The following is an 18602-nucleotide window of genomic DNA, read 5'->3' on the forward strand; positions in this document are numbered from 1 at the left end:
GGCGGGGGAGAAGGGTCAGGCCGGGTGCGCCACCAGCCACGCCAGCACGTCCGCCGCGTTGCGGTCCGGTGGAAAGACCGGGAAGAAGACGTGCTCGACCGCCCCGTCCCGCAACACCAGCGTCACCCGCCGCAGCAACGTCTGCCCGTCCACCTCGAAGGTGGGGAGACGCAGCGCCGCCGTGAAGCGCCCCTGGGCGTCGGACAACAACGGGAAGGGGAGATGCAGCCGCCGGGCGGCCTCCTGCTGAAAGGCTGTGGCCTGCGTGCTCAGCCCGAAGACCCGCGCGCCCGCCCCCCGCAGTTCGGCGTGATGGTCCCGGAAAGCACACGACTGCGGCGTGCAGCCCCGTGCCCCCGGGATCAGGTCCCAGTCGGTCGGGAGGGCTTCATCCGGCCTTCCGGTTCGCGGGTAGATATAAAGGGCCGTCCGTCCAGGCAGGCTTGCCAGATCGACCTGGGAACCGTCGGTCGCGGGCAGCGGCAGGGGCGGCACCTCCAGCCCGGGCAGATGGGCACAGCTGCCGTCGTCCAGCGGGGCGGGAAGGCTGCCGGGCAGCCTCGTGAGGTCACTCACGCCAGTTCGACCACGCTCGCGTCCGAGAGGGTGAGCTTGTGGGTGCGCGGCACCCGGCGCCCGCCCCGGACCTGCGCGCGCACGCCGATCAGGCAGTCTTGCAGGCGGGTGCTGAGGCCCTCGATATGCGCCTCGGCGTCCACCACGCTGTGTTCGACCTCGGCCTGCCGCACCACGCTGCCCGGCCCGATGCTGGTGAAGGGGCCGATATAGGCGTCCTCGATCACCACGCCCTCGCCCAGCAGCACCGGCCCGACGATCTTGCTGCGGACGACCCGCGCCGAGGCGGGCACGACCACCCGGCCGGTCAGGCGCGACTCCAGAATCTCGCCCTGCACGTCTTCCGTGACCTGTTCCAGCAGCAGCCGGTTGGCGTCGAGCAGGTCGGTGGGGCGCCCGGTGTCTTTCCACCAGCCCTCGACCCGCTGCCCCAGCACCGTGCGGCCGCGCTCGATCAGGCCCTGAATCGCGTCGGTGATCTCGTACTCGCCGCGCGCCGAGGGCGGCATCCCGTCGAGCACGCCGAACACTTCGGGGGTAAAGCAGTACAGCCCCGCCACCGCCATGTTGCTGGGCGGCACCTTGGGTTTCTCCACCAGCCGGGTGATGCGGTCGCCGTCAAGCTGCGCCACCCCGAAGGCGGTGGGGTCGGCGACCTCGATCAACGCGATCACGGCCGCCGGGCGGGCCTCCTCGAAGCGGGTGATGAAGGGCACGACCCCGTGTTCGAAGAGGTTGTCGCCCAGATAGACGCAAAAGTCGTCCTGCCCCACCCAGGCGCGGGCGGTGAGGACCGCGTGGCCCAGGCCAAGCTGCTCGTGCTGGTCGATCAGGGTGACCGCGACCTCGGGCACCTGCTCCAGCGTCTGCGCGATCTCGGTGCGGGTGGCGTCCGACACGATGATGGCCACCTCACGGATGCCCGCCGCCACCAGCGTCCGCAGCGCGTGCACGATGATGGGGGCGCCCGCCACCGGGAGGACCGGCTTGGGACGGGTGTAGGTCAGGGGACGCAATCGGGTGCCCAGGCCAGCCGCAGGAATGATCGCTTTCATTGCAGGGCATCATTCCACGTGGGCGCCCGGCTACACGCTGGTTTCCCCTGGCCATTTCTTTGTCTGCCGCCGTGGGCGGCTTCCCAAAGGGGCCACCCCTCCGGCCCCGGGAGGGAGCAACAAAAAACCTCCGCCGAGGCGGAGGCTCCAGGTGGTGACCCCAACGGGATTCGAACCCGTATCGCTACCTTGAAAGGGTAGTGTCCTAACCGTTAGACGATGGGGCCACACCACTTCAGTTGGGCGGTTGCCTAGGCTTCCGCTGACTGCCTTTCAAGGGGCGCCGTTTCCGGCACGCACGGAAGAATAGCGCGGGGCCTGGGGAGCGTCAAGAGCGCGCAGGCCCCGCGCTCCCGCGCTCACATATGCAGGGCGCGTTTGTCGGTCGCCAGCGCCGCTTCCTTCACCACTTCCGAGAGGGTGGGGTGGGCGTGCACGGTGCGGGCGAGGTCCTCGGCGCTGCCGCCGAACTCCATGATGGCGACCGTCTCGCCGATCAGTTCGGAGACGTTGGGGCCGACCATATGCACGCCCAGAATCTTGTCGGTGTTGGCGTCGGCCACGACCTTCACGAAGCCGCGCGTGTCGTTGTGGCCCAGGGCGCGGCCGTTGGCGCTGAAGGGAAACTGGCCAGTCTTGACGTTGAGGCCCTGCTCCTTGGCGCCTTTCTCGGTCAGGCCCGCCCAGGCGATCTCGGGGCTGGTGTAGATCACCCAGGGCACCACGTCGTAGTTGACGTGCCCGGCCTGCCCGGCGAGGGTCTCGGCCAGCGCCACGCCCTCCTCCTCGGCCTTGTGGGCCAGCATGGCGCCGCCGATCACGTCCCCGATGGCGTAGACGCCCGGCAGGTTGGTGCGGTAGTGCCCGTCCACCTTGACGAAGCCGCGCTCGTCGAGTTCCAGGCCGACCGCCTCGGCGCCCAGGCCCGCCGTGTGGGGCACGCGCCCGATGGAGACGATCAGCTTGTCGAAGCGGGCGCTCACCTCCTGCTCCTTTTCGGTGTAGGTGACGCTCACGCCCGACTCGTCCTGGGTGACGGCGCTGATCTGGACGCCGAAGTGGAAGTCCAGGCCCTGCTTCTGGAACTGCTTGAGGGCTTCTTTGCTCACGGCGTCGTCGGCGGCCATCAGGAAGCTGGGGAGGGCCTCCAGGATGGTGACCTGCGCGCCCAGACGGCGCCACACGCTGCCGAGTTCCACGCCGATCACGCCCGCGCCGATCACGCCGAGCTTCTGCGGCACCTGCGTGAAGGCCAGCGCGCCGCTGTTCTCCACGATGTGCCCGCCGAAAGGCGCCAGCGGCAGCTCGCGCGGGCTGCTGCCGGTCGCCACGATGACGTGGCGGGCGACGACCTCGGTTCCGGCCGCGTCCACCACCCAGCCGCCCTCGTCCTGGCGCACCAGACGGCCCAGGCCGTGGAAGCTCTTGACCTTGTTCTTCTTGAAGAGGTAGGCGACGCCCCCCGTGAGCTTGTCCACCACGCTGTCCTTGCGGCCTAGCATCTTGCCGAGGTCCACCCGGGCGCCGTCCACCTCGATGCCGTGTTCCCCGGCCTCGTGCTGAATCATCTCGAAGCGTTCGCTGGAGTCGAGCATCGCCTTGCTGGGGATGCAGCCCACGTTGAGGCAGGTGCCGCCCAGCGAGGCCTTGCCGCCGCGCTCGAAGGCGTCCACGCAGGCCACCTGGAAGCCCAGCTGCGCGGCGCGAATCGCGGCCACATACCCGGCGGGACCGCCGCCAATCACCAACACGTCGTAAGAGTCCATACCACCGCCGAGCGTACCACCCGCCTCCCGGGCCAACTGCGGCGTGTTCCCGTTGGGGAGACGGCCCGCCGCTCCCAGCCGCCACGGCCCGCGGGGGACCCCCCCCCTCCCTTGTCCGGGCGCTCCTGGCGGGCCTCAGCCGACCCCGCCCTGGGTGGCCTCCCACAGGCCGAGCAGTTCCTGCGCCTCGTCGGCGTGCATCTGTTCGATCAGGGCGCCCTGGTGGGCCACCACGCTCTTGCCCTGGGCGCGGGCCTGCTGCCACGCGTCGAGCAGGGCGCGGGCGTCCTCGGCCTGGGGGCCAGTCACGCCGAAAGCCAGGTTGGCGGGGCCGATCTGGTCCGGGTGAATCACGGTCTTTCCGGCAAAGCCCAGGCTGCGGCCCTGCTCGCATTCGCGCGTGAAGCCCGCCGGGTCACGCACGTCATTGTAGACGGCGTCGAGGGGCAGCTTGCCGTGGGCGCGGGCGGCCAGGACCACCGCCGAGAGGGCCGCGAGCAGCGGCGCCCTTTCCGGGTGGGGGCGGGTCCGCAGGGCGCGGGCGAGGTCGTTGGCGCCTACCAGCAGCCCGGCCACGCCCGGCACCGCCGCGATCTCGGGGGCGCGCAGCACGCCGAGGGGCGTCTCGATCATGGCCCACAGCGGCACACGCAGGTGCAGGTCGCGCACCGTGCGGGGGTCCTCGACCTTGGGCAGCACCAGGCCGTCCACGCCCGCCCGCAGCGCCGTCTCGCGGTCGGCGTGTTCCCACTCGCTGCCCAGCCCGTTGACGCGCACCAGCACTGGCCCCGGCCAGCGGGCGCCCAGCGCCGAGCGCACGTTCTCCCGGGCGGCCTCCTTGTGTTCGGGCGCCACCGCGTCTTCCAGGTCGAGAATCACTGCGTCGGCGCCCAGCGTGCGGGCCTTTTCGAGGGCGCGGGGCTTGTCGCCCGGCACATACAGGACGCTGCGCCAGGGCCTAGCGTTCACGCTCGGCGTCCTTCCGACGTTTCGCCGCGCTCGACGCCAGCAGGAAGGGGAGGAGGGCCAGCAGGAACTTGAGGGGGCGCTTCATGGCGTCAGGGTAGCGGCGCGGCATGAAAGGTCCGCGCCAGAACCAGAGACTCATCACCCGGGCGTCCCAAGCAGGCTGGGCGGATGGCCCAGGTGCCGCCCAGGGTCACAGCCCCCAAATGCTCGCGGGCGCCAGTTCCAGCACATTCCCGGCGGGGTCGTGGAAATACAGGCTCTCGCCCCGGCTGCCCCAGGCGTAGCGCGTCACGCTCAGGCCGCGTTCCTCCAGCCGAGCCTGCCAGGCGTCCGTCTCCTCCCGCGCGATGCCCAGACAGGCGTGCCCGCCGGGTCTTCCTGCGTGCGGCGGCACGTCTCCCGGCTGGGCGCTGGCCGCCGGGTCGAAAAGCAGCAGCATGGACCCCTCCAGCCGGTAAAAGAGGTGCCGCCCGGCCACCTTGCCGTGCAGGCTCAGGCCGAGCACCCCCGAATAGAAGGTCTCGGCCCGGTCCAGGTCGTCCACATAGAGGCAGGTTTCGAGGGCGCGCATATCAAGTTCCCAGAGTCCGCCGGAACGGGTCAGGCGTCAACCACCGGGCCGCCCCGGTGGGCGGAGTCAAGTTCCCAGAGTCCGCCGGAACGGGTCGGGCGTCAACCACCGGGCCGCCCCGGTGGGCGCAGACAAGTCCCCAGAGTCCGCCTGACCCCGGACCGCGCTCAAGGCAGCTGCACCCGGGGTGCGGGTCCGGGTCCCAGTGCCCGGCGCTGCACCTCGCGCAGGGTGGCCTCGCCGCTCTGGCTCAGGCCGTGCCTGCGGAAGCTGGTGCTCAAACTCTCGGCGTCGCGGCGCAGCAGGTCGGCGAAGTTGGGGTTGTGCCGGGTCGTCAGTTGTGGAACATCGATGATCGTCACGCGGTTCTCCCACCACAAGAGGTTGTAGGTGCTGTAGTCGCCGTGCGCGTAGCCCAGCCGCAGCAGGTCGGCCATCCCCTGCACTGCCTGCCCCCAGGCGTCCCGGGCCTGGTCCGGGGCCAGCGCGGCCTCGCTGAGGCGGGGGGCGGGGTGGTCCTCGCTGCCGATCAGGCGCATCAGCACGGCGGGGGTGGTCTGCGCGTAGTCGTAGGGGCTGGGGCCGACCAGCGGTTCGGGCACGCTCAGCCCGGCCTGCCACAGCCGCCAGAGGTGCGCGTACTCGGCCTGCACCCATCCGGCTTGCAGCATCTCCAGGCCCCGCCGGGTGCGGCCCGCCATCGCCCGGGCGGCCCGCTCGTCCAAAATCACCTGGCCCTCGCGGTACACGCCGTCCCGCTTGAACGAGCGGGCCTCAAGGTCGCGGTAGAGTTTCAGGAGGACGCTGCCGCGTGGGCCGCGCGCCACGTAGGCGGTGGCTTCCTTGCCGCTCTTGAGTTCCGCGACGACCTCGTGGATATGTCCCAGGTCGGTCAGGCGGCAGATGGTGTCGTCGGCTTCCCCGTCGTCCGGGTCGGCGGTCAGGGTGGCGAGGCGGCGGCCCAGCGGCTTCCGGGTCTTGGAGGTGCGGCGGCGCTCGGGCCGTGGGTCCTCGTTGTCCAGCTCGTCGTCGAGCCAGCGGGCGCTCAAGGGCGCCCCGGGGGTGGGTCAGGCAGGCAGGGCCTCGGAAGGGGCTGGAACATGTGCACTCCTGGGGACGGGGGCGAGAAGGCCTCGTTCGGTCGCGGTCAGGCAGACAATGGGGTTGTCGGTCATGTGCAGCACCTCCTTCCGGTGTTGTGGGCAGCGTAGCAGGTGAGGTCCGGGTGAGGGAATGGGGTGTCCGCCCGCTAGGCCATCACGCCTAGCCCATCCTGAAGGGTGGCGGCGACGCAGCCCGCCCGTCCAGCGCCCCTCCTTCTCCGGAGGACCGTACCCGCAGCGACAGTGTTCGGCCGCGTCCCCCCCGGACTACAGGCACGCTCAGGGTTGGCTAAACCCGTCTTGTTCCTCCGGAAACTTGCGGCCCGGCCCCGGTTGCCAGACTGCCCCTCTGCCGCACCCTTCGGCTCCGGGTGCAGGGCTTGCCCCTGAAGCCTGCCGAAACGTCGCCGCAGAGCAGCCCATCTCCCCCCGTGGACGCCAGCGACGCGGCCCTTCTGAAAGGACTCTTCATGCCCACACGCCTCCGGGTCAGACGGTCCCGGCCCGACACCACAGAAGCCGCCCCTGCGCCCTCTCGTTTTCCCGAACCCGAGCGAGCGGCCGCCGGGCAAGCCCCGCCCCGGCGAACCCGGGTCCGGGTCACCCCTCCCGACCCGGTGCAGGCCGGGCCAGCCCAGACGGGGCCAGCCCAGACCGGGCCAGCCCAGACCGGAGCAGTGCCTGCGGCGCCCGCCGCGCCTCCCTCTCCCAGCAAGCTGCGCCGCGCCAAGGCGCCGCCGCCCGCCCCCGCCGCCGTGCCCAGCGAGCCGCCTGCTCCCGCCACGCTCCCCGCGCCGCCCGCCGAACCCCCCGTCCGGCCGACCCGGGGAATCCGGCGCGCGCAGCGCATCGCCAGCGAGGTGTTCGGCTACGACCGGCTGCACCCGGCCCAGCAGGAGGCCATCGGCTCGGTGCTGGCGGGCCACGACACCCTCGCCATCATGCCGACGGGCAGCGGCAAGTCGGCGATCTATCAGGTCGCGGCGCTGGCGCTGGGCGGCCCGGCGGTGGTGGTCTCGCCCCTGATCGCGCTGCAACGTGACCAGGTGCAGAGCCTGGAGGAAAATGCCCCGGGTCAGGCGGCCCTGATCAACTCGACCCTGCGCCCCGCCGAGCGCGAGGCGACCTTCGAGGCCTTTGCCCAGGGCGAGGTCGAGTTTCTCTTTCTGGCGCCCGAGCAACTGACCAACGAGGAGACGCTGGCCCGGCTGCGCGCCGCCGAACCCGCCCTGTTCGTGGTGGACGAGGCCCACTGCGTGAGCGAGTGGGGGCACGACTTCCGGCCCGAGTACCTGCGGCTGGGGGCCGTGGTGGAGGCCCTGGGGCACCCCACCGTGCTGGCCCTGACCGCCACCGCCGCGCCCCCCGTGCGCGCCGAGATCGTCGAGCGGCTGGGGATGCGGGAGGCCCGGGTGCTGGTACGCGGCTTCGACCGCCCGAACATCGTGCTGGGCGTGCGGCAGTTCGAGGACGCGGGCAGCAAACGCGCGGCGCTGCTGGAGCACGTCGTGGCCGCCGAGAAACCGGGCATCGTCTATGCGGCGACCCGCCGGGCGGCCGAGGCGTGCGCGGCCGAGCTGCTCGAGCGCGGGGTGCGGGCGGCGGCCTACCACGCCGGGCTGGCCGTGGCGCAGCGAGGCGCCGTGCAGGGCGCCTTGATGGCCGACGAGCTGGAGGTCATCGTGGCGACGACCGCCTTTGGCATGGGCATCGACAAGCCGAATGTGCGCTTCGTGCACCACCTCGACATCTCGGGGTCGGTGGACGCCTACTACCAGGAGATCGGCCGGGCCGGACGCGACGGTGCCCCGGCCGAGGCGACCTCTTTTACACGCCGGGCGACCTGAACCTGCGCCGTTTCTTTGCCGGGGGCACGCTGGTGGACGCCGATCAGGTCGGGCAGGTGCTGCGCGCGGTCGAGGACCAGGACGGTCCCCTCGACCTGGCCGAGCTGCAAGACGAGACCGGCCTGACCCGCACCCGGATTCTGACGGCCGTGAGCCGTCTGGAGGAGGTCGGCGCCCTGGAGGTCGCGCCCGACGGCGAGGTCACGGTGACCCCGGGACCCCAGGACCCCGAGGTGGTCGCCCAGGCCGCGCTGGCCCAGGAGCACCGCCGCTCCTTCGAGCGCTCGCGGCTGGAGATGATGCGCGGCTACGCCGAGACCGGGGCCTGCCGCCGCGAGTACCTGCTCAACTACTTCGGCGAGGCGTACGCCGCGCCCTGCGGGGCCTGCGAGAATTGCCTCTCGGGCCGTGTCCGCGAGGCCGTCCCCGAGAACCTGCCTTTCCCGATGGGCAGTCGGGTCGCCCACGCCACCTTCGGTGAGGGCCTGGTCGTGCGCTACGAGGGTGAGAAAATCACCGTGCTGTTCGACGGGCAGGGCTACCAGACGCTGGCGCTGGGGGTCGTGCTGGACGGCGGCCTGCTGGAGCCGCTGGGGGCCTGAACCCGGCCGCGCGCAGGCGGCGAGACCTGGAGGGGGGAGCGGGAAGGCGCTGCGCTGAGGCGTGCTTCCCTGCTCCCTCCGGTTCTCAGCGCACCGTCTTGCTGATCAGGCTGTTGGTGTAGAAGGTGCTGGCCTTGGCCCCGGCAGGCAGGCTGCCCTGCTTGACGAGCGCGGCGACGGCCTTGGTCCAGGCGGCGGGGTCGCTGGCGCCCAGGCCGCCCGCACGGGTGGCGGCGCCGGTCATCAGCGGGGTGCTGGCCTTCAGGATCTCCAGCGTGCCGCCGCCCGTGCCGAAGACCGGTTGTGCCAGCCGGAAGGCGCGGGCGGGGTCGGCCACCGTGAACTTCAGGCCGCGCTGCGAGGCGCGCACGACCGAGCGGGCCACGCCCTGCGTGAGCGTCTTGTCGAGGGTGATCAGGCCCACCCCGACCATCGGGTAGGCCGCCGAGAGGTCGAGGGTAGAGACCCGCTCTCCGGCGGCGCGCAGGCCCACGACCTCGTTGTTGAGGTAGCCCACGGCGGCGTCCACCCGCCCGGCACGCACCGCGTCGAGCTGGGTAAAGCCGATGGAGGCCAGGCGCACGTCGCGCCCCTCACGCAGCCCGGCCGCGTCGAGCAGGGCGCGGGTGGCCGCGTAGCTGCTGCCGAAGGTGCCGGGAATGCCCAGCGTCTTGCCCCTGAGGTCGGCGGCGCTCCTGAGCGGCCCGGTGCTGAAGACCGTCACGGGCGACTTCTGGTACATCGCCATCACGTACTTCACCGGGGCGCCCTGGTTGCGCGCGAAGATCGCGTCCTCGGGGTCGCCCACGATGAAGTCGAGCTTGCCCTGAAGCAGCAGCGGCATCAGCTCGGAGACGTAGCCGTGCTGAAACGTCACGTTCACGCCCTCGGCGCGGTAGTACCCCAGGCGGTCGGCCACGTAAAAGGGGGTGAACTGCACGTTGGGGATGTAACCCAGCCCAATGGTGACGGTGCGGGCGGGGGCCGGGCGGGGCGTGCCCTGGGCCTGGGCCGGGGAGGCCAGCAGCAGGGGCAGCAGCAGGAGGGCGCGCTTCATGGGGGCGAGTATAGGAGCGCCGGGGCGGGGCGAATTGCGGCGCCGGAGAGACTTGCGGGGCCGCCTGCGGGACACGTGCGCGCAGCGGGAGGGCGCAAACTGGACCCATGGACCTGAATTCCTGGCGTCCCGAGGACACCGCCCGGCGCTTTTCGCTGATGGTGGCGAGCAGCCTGGGGACCTTCACCTTTGTCGCGCTGTGGCTGGCGGCAGGCTGGCACCCGTTGCTGTCGCTGCTGGGCGCCGCGCTGGCCGGACTGCTCGTCCACCTGATCGCCTGCCGCGTTCTGCTGCTGGTCTTCCGCCGCTGACGGGGGGCCGCCGACCGGCCTGCCCCGCCGCTGGGGTGGACCTGCGTGCGGGTGGTAGACTCCGGGGTACGCCTGCGCGCCCCGGGCCGGACCAGAGGGGTCCGGGTGAGCGGCGCGGGGAAAGGACAACCATGACCGACGACACCAGGCAGCACACCCCGGACGACCACGAGACGCCCGAGGAACTGCGCGACATCCTGCCCGAGCTTCAGGGCGAACCCGACGAGGACCCTGTGCTCGACGCCCAGGAGGCCCAGCACGAGGGGCTGGCCGCCTCGGCCGACAGCGACGAGGAAGGCGAGGGCGAAGAGGGCGAGGACGAGTACATCGACGCCGACGACCTGCTCGAACTGCTCGCCGAGATGAAGGAGATGCTCGAGGCCCAGACCAAGGAAATCCGTGGCCTGCGCCGCGAGATGCGCGAACTGCGCGAGGGCCAGGGCGCCCAGGCCCAGGCCACCCAGAGCGGCGGCTTCCGTCCCCGCGAGGACCGTGGCGGCGCTCAGGGCGGCGGCTTCCGCCCCCGTGAAGAGCGCGGCGGCTACCAGGGCGGCGGAGACCGGGGCGGCTTCCGCGGCGGCGACCGCGACGGCGGCTTCCGTCCGCGCGACGACCGTGGCGGCCAGGGGGGCGGCTTCCGTCCCCGCGAGGACCGCGGTGGGTACCAGGGCGGCAGCGACCGGGGCGGCCAGGGCGGCTTCCGTCCGCGCGACGACCGGGGCGGTCAGGGCGGCGGTTTCCGTCCCCGCGAGGACCGCGGCGGGTACCAGGGCGGCGGCGACCGGGGCGGCCAGGGCAGCTTCCGTCCGCGCGACGACCGTGGCAGCCAGGGTGGGGGCTTCCGTCCGCGCGAGGACCGCGGCGGTTTCCAGGGTCAGGGCGGCGGCGACCGCGAGTTCCGTCCCCGTGACGGCGGCGCGGCGGGCGGCGACGCGGGCTTCCGGCCCCGCGCCCGGCCCGATCGGGGCTGGGGCAACAAGCGCAGCGACGAGGAATAAACCGCGCAGGCAGGGCTAAGGGGCCGGGGAGGTGATCCCCCGGCCCTTTCCGTTGCCCTGCCGCGCGGGTGGTGGGGCGCCCTAGGCCTAAGCCCTCGCCGCCCCGCGCTGCGGCGTGCCCGCCTGCTTCCCACCCGGCACCCACTCCTCCAGCCACCCCAGGTACTCTTCGAGCCGCTTCAGCCTGCGGTCGGGGCGGCCCGAGCGCGAGAGTTCGTGGTCCTCGCCGGGAAAGCGCACGAAGCGCACCGGGACCCCGTGCAGGTGCAGCGCCGCGTACCACTGCTCGGCCTGCTCGACCGGGCAGCGGTGGTCGAGAACCGAGTGGACGATCAAGGTGGGCGTCCGCACCCGTTCCACGTACTTCAGCGGGCTGAGGTCCCACAGCCGGGCGGCGTCGGCGCTGCGGTGGAAGTTCAGGCCCAGCTCGTCGTCCCAGAAACGCATCCCGATGTCCGAGGTGCCGCCGAAGCTCAGCAGGTTGCAGATGGAGCGGTCGGTGATCGCGGCCTGAAAGCGGTCCGTGTACCCGGTGATGAAGTTGGTCATGTACCCGCCGTAGCTGCCGCCCATGACGGCGCTGCGCCCCGGGTCGAGCGGCGGGTGCGCGGCCAGACAGGCGTCGAAAAAGGCCAGCAGGTCGGCCATGTCCACCGTGCCCCAGCGCCCGTGGATGTCCGACGACCACGCCTGCCCGTAGCCCACGCTGCCGCGCGGGTTGCCGTAGCACACGCCGTAGCCGCGCGCGGCGAGCAGCTGGAACTCGTGGGAAAAAGCGTGCCCGTAGGCGGTGTGCGGCCCGCCGTGGATGCTCAGCACCGCCGGGGCGGAGCGGTCCGCGTCTCCGTCCGGCAGCAGCACCCAGCCTTCGCCCTCGCCCAGTTCGCTGGCGAACGTCACGCGTGCGGGCGTGCGGGCCGCGAAGGGCAGCCGCTCGTGCAGCCGGGTCACGGCCTGCCCGTTCAGCTCCACCTCCGGAAAGCGGTCGGCGCGTTCGCGGATCAGGGCCACGCCGCCGCCCCGGGCGGTGAAAGCGGGAATCGCCGCCTCCGGGTCGTGGTCGTGGGGGGTCACCGTGCCGTCCAGCCCCACCCGGAAGAGGCCGCAGGAGCCGCCCACCGTGCTGGAGATCAGCAGCGTCTCGTCGTCGAGCCAGACCGGGCGCTCGGGAAAGGCCCCCACATGGCAGTCGCCGCCGACCAGATTGCCCACGGGCCGGTCCCACCCGGCGTCCAGCCGCCGCCACCCGCCGCCCGGTTCGGTCAGGAACAGGTGAGCGTCTTCCGGGCTGCCCTTGCCTTCCGGGCGACCCACCAGCAGGAGCCGCTCGCCGTCCGGGTGCGGGACCACCGCGCCGATGGCCGAGTTCCAGCGGGTAAGCTGCTCGCGCTCTCCGTCCAGCCCCAGGCGGTAAACCTCCTGGCGCCACTGGGCGGCGTCCAGCTCGCTGGGCGAGGACACCAGCAGCACGCCCCGGCTGCCCGGCTGCCAGACGTAGGCGGCGATTTCCACCTCCGGCGCGTGCCACGCCTCCAGCCGCCCGGCCGCCACGTCGTAGCGCCACAGCCGGGCGGGGGTCTCGGGCAGCCAGTCGCGGCCGTTGAAGCGGTAGCGCGGGCGGGTGATGACCCTCGCCTCGCCGCGCTCGTCGCGCCGGTCCTCGTCGTCGGCGGTGCTCAGGAACGACAGATAGCGCCCGTCGGGACTCCACTGCACGTCCTGCACGGGGTTGCGAAAGCGGGTGACCCGCCGGGCCTCGCCGCCCGCCAGCGGCAGCAAGAACAGCTGGCCTTTCTCGCCCCCCTGCTCGCGCACGAACGCCAGCGTCTCCCCGTCCGGCGACCAGCGCGGCGAGGTGTCGCGGCCCTCGCCCCCGGTCAGCGGTCTGGCCTCGCCGCCGTCCGAGAGCCAGAGCTGGGAGCGGTAGCGCGGCTTCGGGAAGTCCGGGTCGGGCTCGTGCGGGTCTTCCTCCTCCACCCGCGACAGCACGAAAGCGGCCCGCGTCCCGCCCGGGCTGACCTGCGGGTCAGAGGGAAACTGGAGGGCGAGCAGACTCTGGGGGCCGGGAAGCTGCGGGGCGGGGAGGTCGGACATGCCGCAGTCAATCACACGGCCCGGCGCCCCGGCGACGGGTCCCCGGCCGCCCCAGCCCTTCCGGACAGGCTCATGATCGTTCGCTCAAGCGTCTGAGCGCGTCTTCTTGCCGCCGCCCGGCTGCCGAATCTTATGCTGAACTGACCGGAAGGCTCCCCGCGCGCCCACAGTCTCGCCTTCGCGGGCGGGCGCCCTTCCGTCTCCTCCTCCCTGTCTTTTCCCAGTCTTGTTCAGGAGGTCACCCCATGCAGGAACTGTCTTGTACCTGGGTCCCGGGCACCCTCAACATCGTGCGGCTGCGCTTTTCCGGGCGCACCGTCGAGATGACCAGCGCCCGCTTGGCGCGCATTTTCGGGCCGCAGGCGCTCAACGACCTGTACCTCAAGGGCCGCGCCGTGCTGCGGGCCAACTCGCAGCAGCTCGCCCTGTTGACGTAGGGCGGGCCGGGGCACGGCGGGGGGCAGGTAGCATGCGGCATGGCTGACCTGCCCCCCGATCCTGCGGCCCTGATCGCTGACCTGCGGCTTCTCGTGGAGATCGAGTCGCCGTCCACCGACCCCGTGGGCGTGGCGCACGTGATGGACGTGGTGGAGCGCTGGGCGCGCGACCTGGGCGCCCTGTGCCACGCGCTGCCCGGCGGCACCCGCCAGTTCGATTTCGGGGTGGACGGCACCCGGCCCCCTCTGCTGATCCTGACCCACGCCGACACCGTCTGGCCGCACGGCACGCTGGAGAAGATGCCCTTCCGGGTCGAGGGGGAGCGCGTGTCCGGCCCCGGCACCTACGACATGAAGGGCGGCATCGTGGGCGCCTTTCACGCCCTGCGCGCGCTTGGAGGCGACTGGCCGCGCGGCGGCGTGAGGCTGCTGCTCACCCCCGACGAGGAGACGGGCAGTTCCTCCAGCCGCGCCGCCATCGAGGCCGCCGCTCGCCATGCCCGCGCCGTGCTGGTGGTCGAGCCGCCGGTCGCGGACTCGCACGCGCTCAAGGTGGGGCGCAAGGGGGTGGGCGACTTTACCCTGCGGTTTCAGGGGGTGGCCTCGCACGCAGGGAACAAGCCCGAGGAAGGGGCGAGCGCCGTGACCGAGGCCGCCCGCGCCGTGCTGGCGGTGCAGGCGCTGGCCCGCCCCGAGCTGGGCACGACCGTCAGCGTGGGCCGCATCGCCGGGGGCGGCGCCGTGAACGTGATTCCCGCCGAGTGCGTGCTGGACGTGGACGTGCGCGTCTCGACCCTGGCCGAGAGCGGGCGCGTGACGCGCGGCATCCAGGCGCTGGAGACGGCCGACCCGCGCGTGCGCCTGACAGTCACGGGCGGGCTGAACCGGCCCCCCTTCGAGCGCGGGCCGGAAACCCAGCGCCTCTTCGCGCAGGCGCAGGCGCTCGCCCGCGAGCTGGGCTTCGAGCTGACGGGCGAGGTGGTCGGCGGCGGCAGCGACGGCAACTTCACCGCGCCGCTCGCGCCGACCCTCGACGGGCTGGGGGCGCCCGGCGACGGGGCGCACGCCGCCCACGAGCACATCCGCCTCGACCGCTGGCCGGACCACGTGCGGCTGCTGACCCGGCTGCTGAGGGAAGCCTGATGTTCGGGCTGTTCGGGCGCCGCAAGACGGGAGGCGGCAATCCCCACGTCAAGGAGGAGTCGCCGGGCGTCTACCGGGTGCGCGTCCGCACCCGCGCGCACGGCGAGGTCGTCGAGTTCCGCTTTACCAGATCGGCCCACATCGGCGCCGACGACGGGGGCGGCTACCTCTTTCGCAAGCCGGTGGTCAGCCCGCAGCATTTCGACCGCGGCGAACTCGTTGTGCGCTTCGACGCCCGCTACAACGTGACCGGCACCGAGGGCGAGGGCGTGGAGTTTATCCCGGTGGCTGCCTGGGAAGACTGAGCGCGTAAGACCCACAGCGAGGCCGCACCGTAGTCCCCCTGACGGTTGGCGGGGGTGGGGGGGCAAGCCCCAATGCTCGCTTCACCTGCCCGTAAGCCCGGGTGAAGGGAGGGCGCTGTCACGCCGCTCCCGGCCCTGCCAAGCTGCGTGGGACAGTCCCCTCACGGAGGTATTCCATGCGTAAACATTTTCTGGTTCCGGCCCTGGCCCTCAGCCTGCTTCCTTCTGCTCTCGCCGGAGGCGCGGCGGGCGCCCCGATGGGTCCCGTCAGCACCGCCCAGGTCTCCAACGACAGCGACGTGCTGTTTATGGAAGTCATGACCATGAGCAACCTCACCGAGATCCTGACCTCGCAGCTCGCCCTGCAAAAGAGCAGCAACGCCGCCGTGCGCGCCTTTGCCCAGCAGATGATCACCGAGCACACCCGCGCGCAAAACGAGCTGAACGCCATCGCGGCGGCCAAGGGCGTGCGCCTGGCCGACAAGCCCGGCGCCGACCAGCGCCTGCTGTACAACCGCCTGACCACCCTGTCGGGCGCGGCCTTTGACGCCGCCTACAAGAACGTGCAGGTGAACGGCCACGCGATGACCCTGGACCTGATCCAGACCTACCGCAGCATCGGCAAGGACCAGCAGGCCCTGGCGTACGCCGCCAAGACCCAGCCTGCCGTCGCCAACCACCTCGAAGAGGCGAGGGCGCTGCCCGGCAACTGAGTCTCCAGCCTTCGTCACGAACAAGCCCAGGAGAATATCCTGGGCTTGTCCCTTTGTTACGCCTCCACCTCGTAGAAAGTCTCCTCGGTCACCCGCTCCGGGAACTTGCGGATAAAGTCCACCGTGCTCAGCGCCTGGGTGCGGTGGCAGGCGATGGCCTGGAGTTTGCGGGTGACGTGCCGGGTCACGTCGCGGCGCAGGGTGGGGGGGAGCCATTCGGCGCGCAGGTCCTCGCGCTCGGGGGGGGTGTCGCTGGCGTAGTACCACAGCCGGGGGCGCTCCTGCGGCGGCAGGCTCTCCCAGGCCGCCCGCACCGCGTGGTGGGTGGTCACGTGGTCGGGGTGGCCGTTGCTGCCGTTGGGCGGAAAGGTCAGCACCGTCTGGGGGCGCAGGCGCACCATTGCCTCACGGGCGACCTCGGCCAGCGCCTCCAGCGGCTGCTCCCGCAGAAACTTGTCGGGAAAGGCGTGCTGCTCGTGGACGCTGCCGGGGTGCCCGGTCAGGCCGATCACGTCCAGGCAGGCCCGCAGCTCGGCGCCGCGCATCCGGGCAAGTTCCTCGGGATTCTCCGCCAGGCCCAGCGTGCGCCCCGCCTCGCCGCGCGTGAGGGTCACCAGGCCGCAGCGGTGGCCTTCTGCGAGCAGGTCCATCAGCGTTCCGGCGGCGCCGTAGACCTCGTCGTCGGGGTGGGGCACGATCAGCAGCAGTTTCAGCCCTTCGGTCATGCGGCCCAGGATAGGGCGCGGGCCAGGGCCGATACGGGAGGTAAGCGCGCTGGCCGATGCGCCCGCCCCCCGCCGCGCTTCAGGATGGAGGCGTGACCGACCCTCTGACGGCCCCTTTTGCGCTGCGTGACCTGCGCGCGCCCGGCGACTATCCGGACGCGGCGGCGCTGCTCTCTGCCTCCGACCCCGAGTGGCCCGTCACGCCCGAGCTGCTGCGGGCCTGGGACGAGGCCGCCGACCCGGACCTCTTCCGGACCGACGTGGCGGCCGAGCAGGATGGGCGGGTGGTGGCCGTGGGCCGCGTCGGGCACGACGACTTCGCCTTCGAGGAGTGGCGCTACTGGGGCAACCTCACCGTTCACCCGGACGCGCGGGGCCGGGGCGTCGGCTCGGCGCTGTATGCCGAGCTGCTGGAGCGGGTGCGCTCGCGCGGCGCCCGCGAGGTGCGGACCATGCTGACCGACCAGCCGCACCACGCGCCGGGCCGCGCCTTTCTGGAACGCCGGGGCTTCCGGGTGACCTGGGAGCGCTACGAGTCGCGGCTGAACACGGCTGAGGTGGACCTGGGCCGCTTCGACGCGCTGCTGGCGGGCGTGGCGGCCCAGGGCACCGAACTGCGCAGCGTGGCGGAGCTGGCGGCTGATCCCCAGCGCGACCGCCGCCTGTGGGAACTCGACTGGCTGCTCTTTCAGGACGTGCCCATGGGCAACGCGCTCACCAAGCGGCCGCTGGACGCCTGGGTGCGGCAGGAGCTGGAGGACCCGACCTTCTCGCAGGCGCTCTCCTTCGTGGCCGTGCAGCCCGGGCTGGACGACCCCCTTACCGGCCCCTACCTGGGCTACACCACGCTGATGCGCCATCCGGGCGGCTTTTACGTGATCGGCATGACCGGCGTGCGGCGCGAAGCGAGGGGCCGGGGCGTGGCCAAGGCGCTCAAGGTGGCCGCGATGCGGGCGCTGGCCGCCTCAGGCGGCGGCTCCATTCGCACCTTCAACGACAAGCCCAACGCCGCGATGCTGGGCATGAACGAGGGGCTGGGCTTTGTGCGCGGGCCGACGCACCTGCGCTACGAACTGGCTCTGGAGGCCGGGGCATGAGGGTCCGCGAGGCGGGCGCCGCCGACTATCCGGCGCTGGCGCAGGTGCTGGGCGCCGTGTGGCCCGAGCACGCCACCACCGCCGACACCCTGGCCCACGAGGACGCCGAGCTTCGGAGCCATCCCCGGAAACCGCGCCTGTGGCGGGTGCTGGCCGAGGACCCAGCGGGCCGGGTGCTGGGCGCGGGATCGCTGATGCAGTGGCCCGGCATGTTCCACCCTGGGCGCTACCACGCCGAGGTGCTGGTCCCTCCCGCGCACGAGGGCCGGGGCGTGGGCCGGGCGCTGGCGGCGGCGCTGGAGACGCAGCTGCGGGGCCGGGGCGCCCGCGAGGTGCTGGGCACGTCCCGCGAGGACCGCCCGCGCGGCCTGGCCTTTCTGGAGCAGCAGGGCTTTGCCGAAGCCATGCGCTACTTCGCCAGCGCCCTGAGCCTGCCGGACTTCGACCCGGCGCCCTGGGCCTCGGCCGCCCGGCTCCCGGCAGGCTACCGCCGCGCGACCCTGGCCGATCTGGTGGCCGAGCGCGGCGAGGACGCGGCGTGGCAGGCCTACTTCGGCATCTGCGCGGCGGTGCGCGCCGACGTGCCCCGCACGGGCCAGGCCACGCCGCTGGACTTCGCGCACTTTCGGGCGCAGGCGGACGATCCACGGTTCCTGCCCGGGGGAGTCCTCTTCGCGCTCACGGCGCAGGGCGAGGTGGCCGCGCTGACCGAGGTCTACCCCGACGCCGCCGACCCCCTCAAGATGCAGACCGGCCTGACCGGCACCCGCCGCGAGCACCGCCGCCGGGGCCTGGGGTTGGCCCTCAAGCTCGCCGCGCTGGAGCTGGCCCGCACGCGCGGCGCCGCGAGCGTCTGGACCGACAACGCCAGCACCAACGCCCCGATGCTGGCCCTGAACGGGCGCCTGGGCTTCGTGCGCCAGCCCGCCTGGGTCGAGATGCGCCGGGGCCGGGTGGAGGAGGGACCCCTCTGACCGCTCAGGTGCGGACGTTCGCCGCCCGCCCGGTGGGGGAGGCCGAGCGGGGCGCCGCCGCGCGGGTGTGGGCCTGCTGACCGGGCTGACGGGCGCCACGCGGGGGGGGGCGCAGGGACCGGGCAGCCTTTTCGATTCGCACCGGCAATGCCAGCGACGACGCGCCCATTCCCGCCCTCAAGGGCCGCCTGAGGCTCCGTGCGCGACCCCCCGAGCCTGAGCGGGGTAGCCTGGCTGTAGCTTGAACGTGTCCCGGCCC

19 protein-coding genes and 1 tRNA gene are annotated in these 18602 nt (G+C 72.4%); 10 read left to right on the forward strand and 10 right to left on the reverse strand.

Features of this window, described 5'->3' with window-relative positions; all coding sequences use genetic code 11:
• Positions 1–15: 15 nt before the first annotated feature.
• The 7 genes from HNQ09_RS17090 to HNQ09_RS17120 form a co-directional block, all read right to left on the reverse strand.
• Positions 16–576: a redoxin family protein gene (locus HNQ09_RS17090; protein WP_184031641.1), complete on the reverse strand. Its 561-nt coding sequence runs from the start codon at positions 574–576 to the stop codon at positions 16–18.
• Positions 573–1631 (reverse strand): glucose-1-phosphate thymidylyltransferase, encoded by a 1059-nt coding sequence (locus tag HNQ09_RS17095; RefSeq protein ID WP_184031642.1) that lies wholly within the window; start codon positions 1629–1631, stop codon positions 573–575. Before HNQ09_RS17095 ends, HNQ09_RS17090 begins: the two co-directional genes overlap by 4 nt.
• Before the next feature lie 152 nt (positions 1632–1783).
• Positions 1784–1858 (reverse strand) — tRNA-Glu (locus HNQ09_RS17100).
• Positions 1859–1990: 132 nt separating this feature from the next.
• Positions 1991–3397 (reverse strand): dihydrolipoyl dehydrogenase, encoded by a 1407-nt coding sequence (gene lpdA / locus HNQ09_RS17105; protein WP_184031643.1) that lies wholly within the window; start codon positions 3395–3397, stop codon positions 1991–1993.
• A gap of 135 nt (positions 3398–3532) precedes the next feature.
• Complete coding sequence (locus HNQ09_RS17110) at positions 3533–4366, reverse strand: aldolase/citrate lyase family protein (RefSeq protein ID WP_184031644.1); 834 nt, start codon at positions 4364–4366, stop codon at positions 3533–3535.
• 190 nt (positions 4367–4556) lie between these two features.
• Entirely contained in the window at positions 4557–4937 is a 381-nt protein-coding gene (locus tag HNQ09_RS17115) for a VOC family protein (RefSeq protein ID WP_184031645.1), read from the reverse strand.
• Between the two features lie 167 nt (positions 4938–5104).
• Positions 5105–5986, reverse strand: a complete 882-nt coding sequence (locus tag HNQ09_RS17120; protein ID WP_184031647.1) for an RIO1 family regulatory kinase/ATPase domain-containing protein — start codon at positions 5984–5986, stop codon at positions 5105–5107.
• Positions 5987–6717: 731 nt separating this feature from the next.
• Between HNQ09_RS17120 and HNQ09_RS17125 the strand changes: the two genes are divergently transcribed.
• Both HNQ09_RS17125 and HNQ09_RS19295 read left to right on the forward strand, forming a co-directional pair.
• The gene (locus HNQ09_RS17125; protein WP_343057917.1) at positions 6718–7887 is read left to right on the forward strand and encodes a RecQ family ATP-dependent DNA helicase; all 1170 of its coding nucleotides are present in this window, start codon (positions 6718–6720) and stop codon (positions 7885–7887) included.
• Positions 7888–7919: 32 nt separating this feature from the next.
• Positions 7920–8489, forward strand: a complete 570-nt coding sequence (locus HNQ09_RS19295; RefSeq protein WP_343057919.1) for a RecQ family zinc-binding domain-containing protein — start codon at positions 7920–7922, stop codon at positions 8487–8489.
• An 85-nt stretch (positions 8490–8574) separates the two neighbouring features.
• On the opposite strand, the gene HNQ09_RS17130 is transcribed toward HNQ09_RS19295, so the two are convergent.
• Positions 8575–9546 (reverse strand): ABC transporter substrate-binding protein, encoded by a 972-nt coding sequence (locus HNQ09_RS17130; RefSeq protein WP_184031648.1) that lies wholly within the window; start codon positions 9544–9546, stop codon positions 8575–8577.
• 107 nt (positions 9547–9653) lie between these two features.
• Here HNQ09_RS17130 and HNQ09_RS17135 point away from each other — a divergent pair, with 107 nt between their 5' ends.
• Positions 9654–9857, forward strand: a complete 204-nt coding sequence (locus HNQ09_RS17135; protein ID WP_184031649.1) for a hypothetical protein — start codon at positions 9654–9656, stop codon at positions 9855–9857.
• 131 nt (positions 9858–9988) lie between these two features.
• On the forward strand, positions 9989–10855 hold the full coding sequence (locus HNQ09_RS17140) for a hypothetical protein (protein WP_184031650.1): 867 nt from the start codon (positions 9989–9991) through the stop codon (positions 10853–10855).
• Between the two features lie 87 nt (positions 10856–10942).
• Here HNQ09_RS17140 and HNQ09_RS17145 read toward each other — a convergent pair whose 3' ends face one another.
• Positions 10943–12949 (reverse strand): S9 family peptidase, encoded by a 2007-nt coding sequence (locus HNQ09_RS17145; protein WP_184031651.1) that lies wholly within the window; start codon positions 12947–12949, stop codon positions 10943–10945.
• Positions 12950–13194: 245 nt separating this feature from the next.
• On the opposite strand from HNQ09_RS17145, the gene HNQ09_RS17150 reads away from it, so the two are divergent.
• The 4 genes from HNQ09_RS17150 to HNQ09_RS17165 all read left to right on the forward strand — a co-directional run bounded on the left by HNQ09_RS17150 (position 13195) and on the right by HNQ09_RS17165 (position 15547).
• Positions 13195–13386 (forward strand): hypothetical protein, encoded by a 192-nt coding sequence (locus HNQ09_RS17150; protein WP_184031652.1) that lies wholly within the window; start codon positions 13195–13197, stop codon positions 13384–13386.
• Between the two features lie 39 nt (positions 13387–13425).
• Entirely contained in the window at positions 13426–14529 is a 1104-nt protein-coding gene (locus HNQ09_RS17155) for a M20 family metallopeptidase (RefSeq protein WP_184031654.1), read from the forward strand.
• Positions 14529–14834: a hypothetical protein gene (locus HNQ09_RS17160; RefSeq protein WP_184031655.1), complete on the forward strand. Its 306-nt coding sequence runs from the start codon at positions 14529–14531 to the stop codon at positions 14832–14834. Before HNQ09_RS17155 ends, HNQ09_RS17160 begins: the two co-directional genes overlap by 1 nt.
• 176 nt (positions 14835–15010) lie before the next feature.
• Positions 15011–15547: a DUF4142 domain-containing protein gene (locus HNQ09_RS17165; protein WP_246363457.1), complete on the forward strand. Its 537-nt coding sequence runs from the start codon at positions 15011–15013 to the stop codon at positions 15545–15547.
• A gap of 56 nt (positions 15548–15603) precedes the next feature.
• Here HNQ09_RS17165 and HNQ09_RS17170 read toward each other — a convergent pair whose 3' ends face one another.
• Positions 15604–16272 (reverse strand): PIG-L deacetylase family protein, encoded by a 669-nt coding sequence (locus HNQ09_RS17170; protein ID WP_184031656.1) that lies wholly within the window; start codon positions 16270–16272, stop codon positions 15604–15606.
• 92 nt (positions 16273–16364) lie between these two features.
• Here HNQ09_RS17170 and HNQ09_RS17175 point away from each other — a divergent pair, with 92 nt between their 5' ends.
• Together HNQ09_RS17175 and HNQ09_RS17180 are read left to right on the forward strand one after the other, a co-directional pair.
• Complete coding sequence (locus tag HNQ09_RS17175; RefSeq protein WP_343057922.1) at positions 16365–17369, forward strand: GNAT family N-acetyltransferase; 1005 nt, start codon at positions 16365–16367, stop codon at positions 17367–17369.
• Positions 17366–18343, forward strand: a complete 978-nt coding sequence (locus tag HNQ09_RS17180; RefSeq protein ID WP_184031658.1) for a GNAT family N-acetyltransferase — start codon at positions 17366–17368, stop codon at positions 18341–18343. The genes HNQ09_RS17175 and HNQ09_RS17180 overlap by 4 nt, the downstream gene beginning before the upstream one ends.
• The last annotated feature ends 259 nt before the right edge of the window (positions 18344–18602 follow it).

The organism is Deinococcus budaensis, assembly GCF_014201885.1.
In the GTDB taxonomy this organism is placed as follows: domain Bacteria; phylum Deinococcota; class Deinococci; order Deinococcales; family Deinococcaceae; genus Deinococcus; species Deinococcus budaensis.

Coding starts and splice junctions, on each gene's coding strand:
- HNQ09_RS17135 (WP_184031649.1), top strand. CDS start 9,654: ATGGACCTGAATTCCTGGCGTCCCGAGGACACCGCCCGGCGCTTTTCG.
- HNQ09_RS17140 (WP_184031650.1), top strand. CDS start 9,989: ATGACCGACGACACCAGGCAGCACACCCCGGACGACCACGAGACGCCC.
- HNQ09_RS17130 (WP_184031648.1), bottom strand. CDS start 9,546: ATGAAGCGCGCCCTCCTGCTGCTGCCCCTGCTGCTGGCCTCCCCGGCC.
- lpdA (WP_184031643.1), bottom strand. CDS start 3,397: ATGGACTCTTACGACGTGTTGGTGATTGGCGGCGGTCCCGCCGGGTAT.
- HNQ09_RS17180 (WP_184031658.1), top strand. CDS start 17,366: ATGAGGGTCCGCGAGGCGGGCGCCGCCGACTATCCGGCGCTGGCGCAG.
- HNQ09_RS17145 (WP_184031651.1), bottom strand. CDS start 12,949: ATGTCCGACCTCCCCGCCCCGCAGCTTCCCGGCCCCCAGAGTCTGCTC.
- HNQ09_RS17170 (WP_184031656.1), bottom strand. CDS start 16,272: ATGACCGAAGGGCTGAAACTGCTGCTGATCGTGCCCCACCCCGACGAC.
- HNQ09_RS17095 (WP_184031642.1), bottom strand. CDS start 1,631: ATGAAAGCGATCATTCCTGCGGCTGGCCTGGGCACCCGATTGCGTCCC.
- HNQ09_RS17160 (WP_184031655.1), top strand. CDS start 14,529: ATGTTCGGGCTGTTCGGGCGCCGCAAGACGGGAGGCGGCAATCCCCAC.
- HNQ09_RS17115 (WP_184031645.1), bottom strand. CDS start 4,937: ATGCGCGCCCTCGAAACCTGCCTCTATGTGGACGACCTGGACCGGGCC.
- HNQ09_RS17150 (WP_184031652.1), top strand. CDS start 13,195: ATGCAGGAACTGTCTTGTACCTGGGTCCCGGGCACCCTCAACATCGTG.
- HNQ09_RS17155 (WP_184031654.1), top strand. CDS start 13,426: ATGGCTGACCTGCCCCCCGATCCTGCGGCCCTGATCGCTGACCTGCGG.
- HNQ09_RS17165 (WP_246363457.1), top strand. CDS start 15,011: ATGCGTAAACATTTTCTGGTTCCGGCCCTGGCCCTCAGCCTGCTTCCT.